Origin of the sequence: Glutamicibacter sp. M10 (genome assembly GCF_025452055.1) — a bacterium.
Lineage (GTDB): Bacteria > Actinomycetota > Actinomycetes > Actinomycetales > Micrococcaceae > Glutamicibacter.
Genome location: NZ_CP104918.1, coordinates 2,976,429 through 2,988,972, shown reverse-complemented (window position 1 = coordinate 2,988,972; position 12,544 = coordinate 2,976,429). Strand labels below are relative to the sequence as shown.

Here is a 12,544-nt window from a genome sequence, read left to right as displayed (position 1 = left end):
TCACTTACGCCAGATGCTAATGTCTGTGCCAAGTAGAGGAATCTTTATCTCCGGAAGGCACTATGGAGTCTTGGAAGACACTTGCCCGCACCGCCGCGCAAGACACCCACTCACGTTTTGGGCAACGTCTTCTTGGACTGCCCGGAACGTGGATTGGGCTGCCGTACAGCAAGGCGCACCAGCTTCGTGACGGCAGCATGCTCAGTGACCTCAACGGGATTTCGCATCCGCTACGCGAGTGGAATTACTGGTGGCAGGCTCATTACCTAGATGCCATCATCGACGACGGCTATGCCTACCTGGCTGACAATGACTTAGATGCAGCGCACCGGGAACTTCAGCGAGCCGTCGAGCTATTGCGGGGGATCCGGCTGCGGAACTTCGGTGTCTTCCCAAACTACTTTTTTGATGACATGGCTTGGCTAGCTTTGGCGAGCCAAAGATTACTTTCATTCTCACGTCGCCTTGATGGTCACAGCTCAGCTAATGCCAAACAGGCTGTCACCACTTTGAGAAAACAGCTCAACGGAGCCATTGACGATGTCCTAGATGGTGGAATGTATTGGTCCCGGAAGAAGGACTTCAAAAACGCGCCGGCTAACGCACCAGCCGCTCTATTTTTTGCCCGGAATGGTGAACGCGACCAATCACGGAAGCTACTTAGCTGGCTACGGGCAAGACTGTTTAGCATTGACAGCGGGCTGTACTTGGACGGGCTGCGGTTGGTGCCGGACGGGCACAGGATCGAGGACGCGCTCTATACCTATAACCAAGGGCCGGTTCTAGGCGCTTTGCTGGAGTTGGGATCAGATGCTGATTTAGAGCACTCAACAATGCTGATCCACGCCAGTGCACAATACTTGACCGACAGCACCGGTGCGCTTTCGCTGAACGGCGGTGGCGACGGCAACTTGTTTGCTGGAATCTTGGTCAGGTATCTGGCCCTGGCCGCTAATGATGTGCGCCTTGATGGCAGGACGCGGTCGACAGCACGCACGATGGTCGTGGCGACCGCCAACAGTTTGGTAGATCAGGAACCACGCAGGCTCTCGGCTGCAGTCCAGCGCTGGATGATATTCAGTGCAGCTGCTGCTTGTGAGTCCGACAGTCGAAATTGATTTAGCTAGACGATGTGGGGCAGATGCCAATGGCATCTGCCCCACATTGATCAGATCTCTATTTAGAGCGAACGCATTACCGAAACAACACGGCCCATGATCGTGGCCGCATCACCAAGAATAGGCTCGTAGCGGGAGTTCTGCGGCAACAGCCAAGTGTGACCGTCGCGCTGACGGAAAGTCTTTACAGTCGCTTCTTCGTCCAGTAAAGCGGCAACAATGTCGCCATTATCTGCAGTCTGCTGACGACGAACAACTACCCAGTCACCGTCGCAAATCGCAGCGTCGACCATTGAGTCGCCTGAAACCTTGAGCATGAACAGTTCTCCATGACCCACTAGCTGGCGTGGCAACGAGAAAACATCTTCCACGGACTGATCGGCAAGGATCGGACCACCTGCGGCAATTCGACCAACTAAAGGAACCATGGTGGTGTCGGCTGAAGTACTGAGCTCGATCACCATGGCATCGTCGGCAGCGGCAGTAGCGGGTACTTCCGTTGTCTGTGACTCGTCCTTATCGTCAGCCAACTGCAGCGGAAGAAGGATTTCCATTGCGCGGGGACGTCGAGGGTCGCGCCGAATGTATCCGAGCTTTTCGAGTTGGCTCAACTGATGAGTGACGCTAGACAAGCTCTTGAGGCCAACGGAGTCACCAATCTCACGCATCGATGGTGGATAGCCGTTCTTTCCGATAGACCGTTGGATCGTTTCCAGGATCTTCTTTTGGCGAATCGTCAGCGAACGGGCATTCGATCGCGGAGTGCGTTGTGAAGCTGACATGAGAGTTTGCCTTCCCTAGCAAGCAGTCGAAAGTTCGTGAGTCCAAACTGTCGGAGCTAGATGGTGTGATGTTTTCATTGCTCGTCTACTTCGAAATCTTAGTAGATAAGTTCCGTTCTTTCAAAGATTTGTTCGAAAACTTCTGGACAAGTTCGACAAAGCTCTGTTAGAACAGATGTACTAGATTCGAACAAGTCTTCGAATCTAAATCATCGAACACAACTTCGCATCACAACTATTTCTGAGGAGACATAGTCATGGCAACTGTCGCACTTGACTCAAACGAAACCCGTTCACCAATGAAGATCCGCATCAACCGCCGGGGCTGGGCCGTCCTTATCGGGATTCCAGTGTTCGCCTTAACTGTCGCCGCGGCCTTCTTCTTCTCGATGTTCGCGTCGGATGCTCACGCATCATCGGAAGTACCTGAGGGAGTTGAAACGGTAGACGTAACCGTCATCCCTGGCGATACGCTCTGGAGTCTGGCCAGCGAATACGCTGAAGGTTACGACGTCACCTCAGCCGTTAGTCACATCTCGGAAATGAACTCGCTTGATGGCACTCAGATTCATGTCGGCGACTCGCTGTCGATTCCAGTGCTTGCTGGCTAAAGGTAAAACGTGGTCAAGCGATTGTTACCTTGGTTCGTAGCGGATTCACTGCCCAAGCCCGTCCACACGTAGACTTGTTGCGTGAATGACCGCAGTGAACTTTTGAGTCAGCTGCCCTTGCGTGAGAATCTCCGCGGGCTATCCCCATATGGCGCACCACAAATCGACGTGCCCATCCAGCTGAATGTCAACGAGAACACCCATCCATTGCCAACTACGGTCGTGGAAGCCATCGCACAAGAAGTCGCCAAAGCTGCGACAACTCTTAATCGATACCCTGATCGCGAATTCACCGAACTTCGTGAATTGCTGGCCGACTATCTTGGCCACGGACTAACTGCAGAGAACATGTGGGCCGCCAACGGTTCCAACGAGATTCTGCAACAAATTTTGCAAGCATTCGGTGGTCCGAACCGAAGCCTAATGAGCTTTGGCCCAACCTATTCCATGTACCCGTTGCTGGCCAGCGGTACTGACACCGCGTACATCGCAGGAGAACGGGCAGAAGACTTCACGCTCTCTGCGCAGTCCGCCGCCGAACAGGTTCGCAAAAACAAACCGAACATCGTTTTCCTTTGTTCCCCCAATAACCCAACCGGCACCGCTCTCGGGCTTGATGTCATCACCGAAGTGTACGACGCAATGAGCGAACACAATGGTGTAGTCATCGTCGATGAAGCGTACGCCGAGTTCTCCCTGGCAAGTACTAAATCAGCACTCACCTTGCTTGAAGGCCGACAGCGTCTGATCGTTTCGCGGACCATGTCCAAGGCCTTCGGTCTGGCTGGAGCCCGCGTGGGTTACCTAGCGGCAGCGCCAGAAGTAACCGATGCGATTCGTTTGGTTCGATTGCCTTATCACCTCTCGGCAGTCACCCAAGCAACGGCCATCGCGGCCCTGAAAAACATTGAATTGTTGCTTGCTCAGGTTGAGGACATCAAAACCCAGCGTGACCGAATTGTTGATCGTCTCAAGGAATTGGGTCTCAAACCCTCAGTCTCAGACTCCAACTTTGTCTTTTTTGGCGGGCTCGCTGATCCCCACTCCATCTGGGAGGGGTTGCTGGAAGCTGGCATCATTGTCCGCGACAATGGGATCCCGGGTACGCTGCGCGTAACTGCCGGAACCGAATCAGAAACTACAGCATTCTTGGATCGTCTCGCCGAACTGCTCGGCGCGGACAACTAATCAGGATCAAGCGAAGGAAGACATGTCTGCCGAATTGATTGGCGCACGTCGCGCCCGCATGGAACGCGTCACCAGCGAATCGTCGATTTTTGTTGAGCTAGATCTCGACGGAACTGGCGTTTCTGAGATCAGCACCTCTGTGCCGTTTTACGACCACATGCTTACGGCGTTGTCTAAGCATTCGCTGATCGATCTCACCGTGCGAGCCACGGGTGACACTCACATCGATGTGCACCACACCGTTGAAGACACCGCGATCACCATCGGTGAGGTTCTGCGTGTAGCCCTTGGTAATAAGGCGGGAATTCGTCGGTTCGGCACCTCGTACGCGCCACTAGATGAGGCGTTGTCTCGTTCAGTGGTCGACGTTTCCGGTCGTCCGTACCTGGTGCACTCCGGTGAACCAGCTGGTCAGGAATACCACCTTATTGGTGGTCACTTCACCGGATCGATGACTCGCCACGTATTTGAAGCCATCACATTCCACGCTCAGATTTGTGCACACATCGAGGTCCTCTCTGGCCGCGACCCGCACCACATCGTTGAAGCTCAGTTCAAGTCATTTGCTCGTGCACTGCGCGAAGCAGTCGAACTTGATGAGCGCATGGGCGACAAGATTCCATCCACGAAGGGTGCCCTTTAAGTGGCAAAGAAAAATGTAGTAGTTCTCGACTACGGTTCGGGCAACGTCCGATCTGCCGTTCGTGCGCTGGAAGCTGCTGGCGCGTCGGTTGAACTCACGGCGGATCCAAAGAAAATTGTTGCTGCTGACGGTCTAGTCGTTCCAGGCGTAGGTGCCTACGCATCGGTCATGGAACAACTCACCGCTACCGGATCGCTTCGCTGGATTGGTCGCCGCATTGCCGGAGGACAGCCAGTCTTGGGTATCTGCGTTGGCCACCAAGTGTTCTTTGAACAAGGCGTGGAGCACGGGGTGAAAACCGAGGGCATCGGCGAGTGGCCGGGAACTGTGGAGCGTCTGAAGTCCGATGTTATCCCGCACATGGGATGGAACACCGTACAGCCTCCAGAGGGAAGCAAGCTTTTTGCTGGCGTTGAAAACGAACGATTCTACTTTGTTCACTCATACGCAGTGCAGAAGTGGGAATTTGACGTTACTCAGCCTGCCATGACACCACCGCAGGTCACGTGGAGTACGCACGGAACTCCGTTCGTCGCTGCAGTCGAAAACGGTCCGCTGTCGGCCGTTCAGTTCCATCCCGAAAAGTCTGGCGACGCTGGAGCCCGACTGTTGCGCAACTGGTTGGACACCCTCTAAACATGTGGACTATCGTGCTTGGGTTCGTCGGTGCTTTCCTCGCAGGTGGCGCCATCTCCCTCAAAAGCCAAAAGGCCCATATCTCTTGGGTTATCGCACTCTGGGTACTCGCAGGCATGAGCATCATCGCCGCGTGGATACTGACCCTTTAGAACATTCGCTACTTCACTAAGGACATTATGAGCGAGCAACCAATCCTCGAACTTTTGCCTGCCGTAGACATCGCCGGAGGACAGGCCGTGCGCCTAGTTCAGGGCGAAGCGGGCTCCGAGACTGGCTATGGCGACCCGTTAGAAGCCGCACTTTCATGGCAGAACGCTGGAGCTGAGTGGCTCCACCTCGTTGATTTGGACGCGGCATTTGATCGTGGCAGCAACGTCGAGATTGTCCAGCGCATCGCACAGGAACTGAACATCAAGGTTGAGCTCTCCGGCGGTATCCGCGACGATGCGTCCTTGGACCGTGCGTTGGAGTTCGGTGCCACTCGCGTGAACCTTGGCACCGCGGCACTTGAAAACCCTGAATGGACCAAAAAGGCGATTGCTCGCCATGGCGACAAAATTGCTGTGGGCATGGACGTGCGAGGCACTACGCTTTCAGGCCACGGATGGACCAAAGACGGTGGCGATCTATGGGAAGTTCTGGCACGTTTGGAAGACGCAGGATGCGCCCGCTACGTCGTAACTGACGTAACCAAGGACGGCACCTTGCGCGGACCAAATGTTGAATTGCTTCGCGAGATTGCTACTAAGACCAATAAGCCTGTTGTAGCTTCCGGCGGAATCTCTTCGCTAGAGGATCTGCGGGTATTGCGCGAACTTGTTCCTGAGGGTATCGAAGGCGCAATTATGGGCAAGGCTTTGTACTCTGGTCAGTTCACGCTTCAAGAAGCGCTGGACGTTGCCGGTCGTCGCTAACGCGAGCTGATCTTCACTATTGACGGTTTGAAAGCCTAGGCTTTCAAACCGTCAATTTTTTGTTCTGAAATTGAACTCACTGCAGCTGACCCAAATGACGGTAACTAGCTAGCGAATTGGGCAATTATTGACTGACGTCATCGACAAGTGGTGTTCAAGCTCATGAATGAAGAATCAAAACTACCCTGCACCAACATCGATTCCCCAGATAGCATGGACTTATGAGCACGGAGCACAACGAATCAGCGCCTAAACGCCACCTGCCGGGACACATCGTCGCCGCGCTGGCGCAGGCCGGTTCACCCGCCGACTCGGCAGGTCAGAGTTGGGATGGACGCGACCTTAGCGGTGAGGGCAACCCGCTACATAACTTTGATAAAGACGACGGCAGCGCCGACGCAAAAGTCATGGCGGCACTGACTGAGCTACAAGCCGGTCGCGGTTCCGAGCTGGAAGTTCACAAGGCCATGTCCTCAGCCCGAGTGTTTGTTGCCGTTGTAGCTCAGCTAGGCGAAGAAGCTATGGGTGACCACGGCTTCGCCGCTGATAAAGAAGCCGACATGGCACTGGTGAAAATCAAAGCACCGGATGGTCGTATGGCGCTTCCAATTTTCACCACGGTGGAACGACTTCAGGCTTGGCATAAGGAAGCTCGTCCGGTGGCAGTATTTGCTCCCCGCGCAGCACTCTCAGCGGTCAGCGAAGATTGCCAACTACTAGTTCTAGACCCTGGTAGCGAATTTACCTTTGTCCTTCGACGACCCGGGGTCTGGAACCTAGCCAAACAGATCGAATGGATTCCGAGTTATCAGAATCAGCAGATCGCCAACCTAGTCCAAAACGCCACCGAAGGTTTCACGCAGTTGCAGGCAGTGAAGCTGGCGCCGGGCAGGGAGTAGGCTCAAGAACCAAGGACGGCCAAGTCGTTCTTGGCGGTGGTTCCGGACCAGAACTTAATTTACAGTTTGTTTTCGCACAGGGGACAAGCCCTAGCCAAGCGCAGGAAATTACCAGCGCAATTCAGGGACGACTGTCCCAAAACTCCGAATTCACCGAAGCGGTGGATTCTTTAGAACTTAGTTTGCACAGCGCGCCTAGCTAGACTCGGCGGGCTCCTTACCTAGCAAAGGAACACTTCGGGCATGAAAAGCTATTTGCAGATTTTGCGTCAGCCGCAGATTGCGCTGTTGTTGCTGATCGGCATGATTGCCCGACTTCCTCACTCGGCATTGAGCATGTTGTTGCTCTTGCACCTAGTAAATGACCTAGACCAGTCATGGGTATCAGCTGGCCTTGTCACCGCATTGATGACTGTTGGTATTGCTATCGGTGCGCCATGGCGTGGTGCTCGCGTTGACACCTGGGGCCTGCGCCGAGCCATGCTTCCCTCGGTGATCGTTGAGACCATCGTTTGGTGCACCGTACCGCACGTGCCGCTGGTCTGGGTTTATCCTTTGGCTTTCATCGGTGGCCTTTTCGCTCTGCCGGTATTCTCCGTGGTGCGTACAGCTCTGGGAATCATGACCACCGGAGAGCAACGTCGCACGGCCTTTGCTTTGGATGCCACCGCTACGGAACTCGTATTCATTGTTGGACCTGCCAGCGCAGGGATCGTCGCTACCCAGATCAGCAGCGTTATCGGACTGAGCGTTATTGGTGTTACCGCATCTCTAGCCGGTTTTGCCTTGATGATCCTGAATCCTCCAACACGAAGTGATGACCCGAAGGCCATAGCCTTGCGGTCTAACGCTCATGAAGAACGTCTCGGTGCGGAAGCCAGCTTTATCGCCGCAGCACCGATGGGTGTTCAAGAGGTTGAAGGCGAGCTGATCTTGGCCGGCTGGAAATCGGCGCGATCCCGCATCAAGAAACGTGGGCGGGCATTTAAAGCCGGTTCAACTGGGTTAGCGCTTCGGTCCTGGCCGTATTCATTGCCTCGGCCGGTGCTGGCATGCTGTTGACCGGAACCGAAGTATCGATCGTCGCGGAGCTTGATGCATCAATGCAAAGCAACCAGTTGGGTCTGGTCTTCTTCTTCTGGTGCGGGGCCTCGCTGATCGGTGGACTCATCTACGGATCCATGAAGCGCGTTGTCTCGCCACTATTGCTCTTGCTGTTCATGGCGATCTTGACCATTCCCATGTACTTCGCGTGGGATACATGGTCCTTGGCTTTGCTCTCCGCTTTGCCAGGCTTCCTTTGCGCCCCGACATTGTCCGCTGCCTCAGAATGGCTCACGGATCTGGTGGCAGAAAAGCGCCGTGGCGAAGCCATGGGTTGGTATGGCTCTGCCATGACCGCCGGTACCGCTTTGGGCTCCCCGGTCACCGGACTATTTGTCGACAACGTCGGTCCTGATTACGCCTTTGTCGCCATTGGTGTCATGGCCGCAGTGGTTGTGCTCGTTGCGTTGGCTGCCCAGCAGATTCGTCGCCGGGTACGCCGTGCTCAGAAACGTCGTTGGGAAACCACCGTCTAATCGGCGGCATGACCGAAAGTTGTCAGCTCAGTCGTGAGTACATGTAGAGGTCCTTGGGTTTGCCGTTGATAATTTCCCAACCGCGAAGTAATCCCTCCCGTTCAAAGCCGCAGGCTTGCGCTGCGTGCCATGAAGCCAGATTCCACGGCTCTACATAAAGTTCGAGGCGATGAATGCCCGGATGCGCCAAACCCCAGATGCTGAGGGTTTCTAGTGCGCGAGTGATGATGCCACGGCCACGATGCTCCTTGGCGATCCAATACCCGATACTGGCCCGACCCCGGTCAGCGTTGCGTAGCCATAATCCAATCTGACCGACAACCAGATCAGATCCTGCATCGGCAATGGCGAAGGAATAGCCGGTTTTGTCGATGACCCGTTGGCGTTGGCGCTGAATAAAGCTCAGAGCTTGTTCACGCGTTGATTCAAAGGCAAGGGTAGTGATGTGTGAAATGTACTGATCTGCTGAAGCTTGCTGAACCGCCACAACGTCGTTGTCCAAAAAGGGACGCAAACGAAACGAGTTGGCATCGAGTGTTGGCTGTTCAAGGATCTTCATAATCCAACACTAGCGCTCACGCATTTGCAGGAAAGGCCGATTCGACGTGGCGGAGACAACAATGGGCCCGCTCCAAAGTGGAGTCGAGCCCATGATGTTAATCTCTTAAAAACTGCGAAAATTTCTTAGTTGACAGCGCCGGTGTACTTCTCGCCTGGACCCTTGCCGGGGGCATCTGGGATCAGTGAAGCTTCGCGGAATGCCAGCTGGAGGCTGCGCAGACCGTCGCGCAGAGGAGCTGCGTGCTGCGAGCCAATCTCCGGTGCGCCAGCGGTGACTAGGCCTGCAAGCGCGGTGATGAGCTTGCGTGCTTCGTCTAGATCTTTTAGTTCTTCGGCGTCTGCGCCTTCAGCAAGGCCGCATTTAACTGCTGCGGCGCTCATCAGGTGAACAGCTGCGGTGGTGATGATTTCTACGGCCGGAACTTCGGCGATGTCGCGCACCTGCTGATCGACGAGGTGCTGATGCGAGTTGGTGTCTTCGGTACTCATACTGCTAAGCTTGTCACAGACCGACTCGATGCCGGTACTTCTCATGACGTTCAGTTAGTTCTGGACAAGAGATTCGTACTAGTATTGAGCCATGCAAGTGGAGGCCATCTCCCACCCGCTGTCGCCGTTTCCAGGCTTCCGGGTACCTCGGCAGGATCGCAGTAATGCAATCTGAAAACGCAGGCGCAAATATTTGCGCCTATCGTTATGTCGTTTCTCTTTTGGCCTTCGCCTGCAATCGCAGACGGGGCCTTCTTCGTTTGCGGTTATGATTACGAATTTCAGGAGTGACACATCAGCGATCCACGCATTAATGAGCGCATTCGCGTGCCAGAGGTACGTCTCGTCGGCCCCAATGGTGAGCAGGTAGGCATCGTCCGCATCGAGGACGCGCTTCGTTTGGCTCATGAGTCCGATCTGGACTTGGTCGAGGTGGCACCCAACGCCAAGCCTCCAGTGTGCAAACTGATGGACTTTGGCAAGTACAAGTACGAAGCCGCTGTCAAGGCTCGTGAAGCTCGTAAGAACCAGACCAACACGATCTTGAAGGAAGTACGCTTCCGTCTAAAGATCGATACTCACGACTACGAGACCAAGGTTGGGCATGCACTGCGCTTCCTGGGCGCTGGTGACAAGGTGAAAGCCATGATCCAGTTCCGCGGTCGTGAACAGCAGCGTCCAGAGATGGGTATCCGCTTGCTAGAAAAGTTTGCAGCAGACGTCGCTGAGGTCGGATTGATCGAATCCAGCCCACGCATCGATGGCCGAAATATGGTTATGGTTGTTGGTCCGCTGAAGAACAAGGCAGAGGCTCGCCGCGAACAACAGCAGCAGCAGAAGTCCGGTGGCCGTGATTCGGCTAAGCGCAAGATCCGCACCGACGCTCCAGCTGAGACCGAGGGCCAGAACGTTGCCGCTTCAATGGATGACGAAGCCCGCGCCAAGTTGGAGCAGGCGCGTCAGGCAGCTGAAGGCGACGCCTAGCCAAGCCTGTTGGGCTTTCGAGCCCGTCACCGTTTATGGTGAAGGATCTTCCTTTTCGGAAGATCCAACTACAAGAGAACAACAGCGGTCACCTCAACGGGGCCCGCTTCGGATGATCCCCATTCGGTAATTTTGCCGGATGGAGCACGTTAGGAGAACGGCAGCTATGCCGAAGTTCAAGACTCACAGTGGCGCCAAGAAGCGCTTCAAGCTCACCGGTAGCGGTAAGCTCGCTCGCCAGCAGGCCAACCGTCGCCACTACCTGGAGCACAAGTCCTCGCGCGTTACTCGTCGCCTGGCTTCTGACCAGATCGTCGCTAAGGCCGATGTAAAGACCATCAAGCGGATGCTGGGCCTCTAAGCTCTCCCTTTCGCAACACGGGGAAGTTATAACCCCACCACCATAGATTTCTCCCACCTTGCATAGTGCAAGCACTGGGGAACCGACTTGAAGGAGTACACACGTGGCACGTGTGAAGCGGGCAGTAAACGCCCACAAGAAGCGTCGCGTCGTTCTGGAACGCGCAAAGGGTTACCGCGGTCAGCGTTCGCGCCTGTACCGTAAGGCTAAGGAGCAGTTGCTCCACTCGTTCGTTTACAGCTTCAACGACCGTCGTAAGCGTAAGGGTGACTTCCGTCGCCTGTGGATCCAGCGCATCAACGCTGCATCCCGCGCCAACGGCATGACCTACAACCGTCTGATCCAGGGCCTGAAGGCTGCTGAGATCGAGGTTGACCGTCGTATGCTCGCAGAGCTGGCTGTTTCGGACTCGAACGCTTTCGCTACCTTGGTAAAGCTTGCAAAGGAAGCTCTTCCAGCTGACGTCAACGCTCCACGCGGTGCTGCTGAAGTTGCTGCTCCAAAGGCTGCTAAGGCACCTAAGGCTGCAAAGGCTCCAAAGGCTGCTGCAAAGTCCACCGAGGGCGAAGGCGTATTCAAGGCTGTTGAAGGCCAGGATGCTCCAGAAGGCTTCGTAATCAAGGGCAATGCCGACTCGAACAAGTACCACGTTCCAGGTTCGACCTGGTACGAGCAGACTGAAGCAGAGTTCTGGTTCAACTCGATCGAAGCTGCTAAGGCTGCAGGCTTCGAACCAGCTGGTGGAGAATCCCGCCAGCAGATGAAGTAAATCTTTTCTCCCTTTGAGCTAAGGCTCAGGTAGGACAGATCACACCGATGGGTGGGTACCGCGTTTACGCGGAACCCACCCATTAGTGTTTCTACCGGTATTCTCGATATATGAGCAGTTTTTCCGCTGAAGTGATGACCAATCCGCGCGCCGAGAAAGTAAAGGCCGTGGCCCGCCTGGCCAACCGCAAGGGGCGTGAAGCTACCGGGGAGTTCCTCGTCGAAGGACCCCAAGCGGTGCGAGAAGCACTTAAGGCCCACCTTGAGGACGATAATCTCGTCCAGGCTGTCTATGTAGTGGGCGGTTTCCTCGAAAGCCACGAGGAGTTTGATCAGCTTCTTGATCAGGCCCAAGTACCTACCCGGATTGTCACCGGCGAGGTACTGCACGCCATGGCTGGTACCCAGACCCCACAGGGCATATTGGCCGTTGCTGCCATCGCGCAACCACAACTGAGTGAAGTGCTGGCCACCAAACCAAAACTCATCGCAGTTTTGTGCCGCGTGCAGGATCCAGGCAACGCCGGAACCGTACTTCGTGCTGCAGACGCAGCCGGAGCCGACGCGGTAATCCTGACCAAGGGCAGCGTAGATATCTACAACCCCAAAGCCGTACGATCCACCGTTGGTTCACTGTTCCACCTGCCGGTGCTGAACAACATCGAATTTGAGCACCTCGTTGAAGCCGCTAAGACTACCGGAAGCCAAGTGCTAGCAGCCGACGGTTATGGTTCCCTAGACCTGGATGCCTTGCAAGACGCCGCCGTCTTGCGTGCACACGGCACCGGCGCTGCCCCGGCAGCTGGTGAGCCAGCTTTGGAAGCACCAACCCTATGGCTCTTTGGCAATGAAGGTCAGGGCCTAGACGAGGGCGAAAAGCAGGCAGCAGATCACAGCATTGCTGTGCCACTCTACGGAGTCGCTGAATCCTTGAACGTTGGCACCGCAGCCACTGTTTGTTTGTATGCCTCGGCTCGTGCGCAGCATTCAGCCAAGCAGGACTAAGC

Annotated in this window: 17 protein-coding genes; 14 read left to right on the top strand and 3 right to left on the bottom strand. The window is 55.3% G+C overall.

Annotated elements, in window-relative coordinates:
• The first annotated feature begins 62 nt into the window (after positions 1-62).
• The gene (locus N6V40_RS14530) at positions 63-1,118 is read left to right on the top strand and encodes a glycoside hydrolase family 76 protein (protein WP_262198074.1); all 1,056 of its coding nucleotides are present in this window, start codon (positions 63-65) and stop codon (positions 1,116-1,118) included.
• Between the two features lie 62 nt (positions 1,119-1,180).
• On the opposite strand, the gene lexA is transcribed toward N6V40_RS14530, so the two are convergent.
• The gene (gene lexA, locus N6V40_RS14525; protein WP_131089917.1) at positions 1,181-1,900 is read right to left on the bottom strand and encodes a transcriptional repressor LexA; all 720 of its coding nucleotides are present in this window, start codon (positions 1,898-1,900) and stop codon (positions 1,181-1,183) included.
• A 257-nt stretch (positions 1,901-2,157) separates the two neighbouring features.
• Here lexA and N6V40_RS14520 point away from each other — a divergent pair, with 257 nt between their 5' ends.
• The 9 genes from N6V40_RS14520 to N6V40_RS17435 all read left to right on the top strand — a co-directional run bounded on the left by N6V40_RS14520 (position 2,158) and on the right by N6V40_RS17435 (position 8,374).
• Complete coding sequence (locus tag N6V40_RS14520) at positions 2,158-2,511, top strand: LysM peptidoglycan-binding domain-containing protein (RefSeq protein WP_131089916.1); 354 nt, start codon at positions 2,158-2,160, stop codon at positions 2,509-2,511.
• Between the two features lie 81 nt (positions 2,512-2,592).
• Complete coding sequence (locus N6V40_RS14515; protein ID WP_131089915.1) at positions 2,593-3,699, top strand: histidinol-phosphate transaminase; 1,107 nt, start codon at positions 2,593-2,595, stop codon at positions 3,697-3,699.
• Positions 3,700-3,721: 22 nt separating this feature from the next.
• Positions 3,722-4,342, top strand: coding sequence for an imidazoleglycerol-phosphate dehydratase HisB (hisB, locus tag N6V40_RS14510; RefSeq protein ID WP_262198073.1), 621 nt, complete (start codon positions 3,722-3,724; stop codon positions 4,340-4,342).
• Positions 4,343-4,978 (top strand): imidazole glycerol phosphate synthase subunit HisH, encoded by a 636-nt coding sequence (gene hisH, locus N6V40_RS14505; protein WP_131089913.1) that lies wholly within the window; start codon positions 4,343-4,345, stop codon positions 4,976-4,978.
• Between the two features lie 2 nt (positions 4,979-4,980).
• Entirely contained in the window at positions 4,981-5,130 is a 150-nt protein-coding gene (locus N6V40_RS14500) for a CG2302 family histidine operon protein (protein WP_165477352.1), read from the top strand.
• Between the two features lie 27 nt (positions 5,131-5,157).
• Complete coding sequence (gene priA / locus N6V40_RS14495) at positions 5,158-5,895, top strand: bifunctional 1-(5-phosphoribosyl)-5-((5-phosphoribosylamino)methylideneamino)imidazole-4-carboxamide isomerase/phosphoribosylanthranilate isomerase PriA (protein ID WP_131089912.1); 738 nt, start codon at positions 5,158-5,160, stop codon at positions 5,893-5,895.
• A gap of 221 nt (positions 5,896-6,116) precedes the next feature.
• A complete protein-coding gene (locus tag N6V40_RS14490; RefSeq protein ID WP_315973704.1) occupies positions 6,117-6,794 on the top strand; it encodes an SseB family protein in 678 nt (225 codons plus the stop codon).
• 243 nt (positions 6,795-7,037) lie between these two features.
• Positions 7,038-7,856, top strand: coding sequence for an MFS transporter (locus N6V40_RS17440; protein ID WP_315973703.1), 819 nt, complete (start codon positions 7,038-7,040; stop codon positions 7,854-7,856).
• On the top strand, positions 7,847-8,374 hold the full coding sequence (locus N6V40_RS17435) for an MFS transporter (RefSeq protein ID WP_315973702.1): 528 nt from the start codon (positions 7,847-7,849) through the stop codon (positions 8,372-8,374). The genes N6V40_RS17440 and N6V40_RS17435 overlap by 10 nt, the downstream gene beginning before the upstream one ends.
• 22 nt (positions 8,375-8,396) lie before the next feature.
• Here N6V40_RS17435 and N6V40_RS14480 read toward each other — a convergent pair whose 3' ends face one another.
• Together N6V40_RS14480 and N6V40_RS14475 are read right to left on the bottom strand one after the other, a co-directional pair.
• Positions 8,397-8,933 carry a GNAT family N-acetyltransferase gene (locus N6V40_RS14480; RefSeq protein WP_131089909.1) on the bottom strand — a complete coding sequence of 179 codons (537 nt, stop codon included), beginning with the start codon at positions 8,931-8,933 and terminating at the stop codon, positions 8,397-8,399.
• A gap of 125 nt (positions 8,934-9,058) precedes the next feature.
• Positions 9,059-9,424 (bottom strand): DUF1844 domain-containing protein, encoded by a 366-nt coding sequence (locus tag N6V40_RS14475; RefSeq protein ID WP_131089908.1) that lies wholly within the window; start codon positions 9,422-9,424, stop codon positions 9,059-9,061.
• 327 nt (positions 9,425-9,751) lie between these two features.
• Between N6V40_RS14475 and infC the strand changes: the two genes are divergently transcribed.
• The 4 genes from infC (at position 9,752) to N6V40_RS14455 (ending at position 12,542) form a co-directional block, all read left to right on the top strand.
• Positions 9,752-10,408, top strand: a complete 657-nt coding sequence (gene infC, locus N6V40_RS14470; protein ID WP_242632564.1) for a translation initiation factor IF-3 — start codon at positions 9,752-9,754, stop codon at positions 10,406-10,408.
• A 166-nt stretch (positions 10,409-10,574) separates the two neighbouring features.
• A complete protein-coding gene (rpmI, locus tag N6V40_RS14465) occupies positions 10,575-10,769 on the top strand; it encodes a 50S ribosomal protein L35 (protein WP_013348480.1) in 195 nt (64 codons plus the stop codon).
• 103 nt (positions 10,770-10,872) lie between these two features.
• Positions 10,873-11,538: a 50S ribosomal protein L20, sunset domain variant gene (gene rplT, locus N6V40_RS14460; protein ID WP_131089906.1), complete on the top strand. Its 666-nt coding sequence runs from the start codon at positions 10,873-10,875 to the stop codon at positions 11,536-11,538.
• A gap of 110 nt (positions 11,539-11,648) precedes the next feature.
• Positions 11,649-12,542, top strand: a complete 894-nt coding sequence (locus N6V40_RS14455; protein ID WP_131089905.1) for a TrmH family RNA methyltransferase — start codon at positions 11,649-11,651, stop codon at positions 12,540-12,542.
• Positions 12,543-12,544 lie beyond the last annotated feature (2 nt).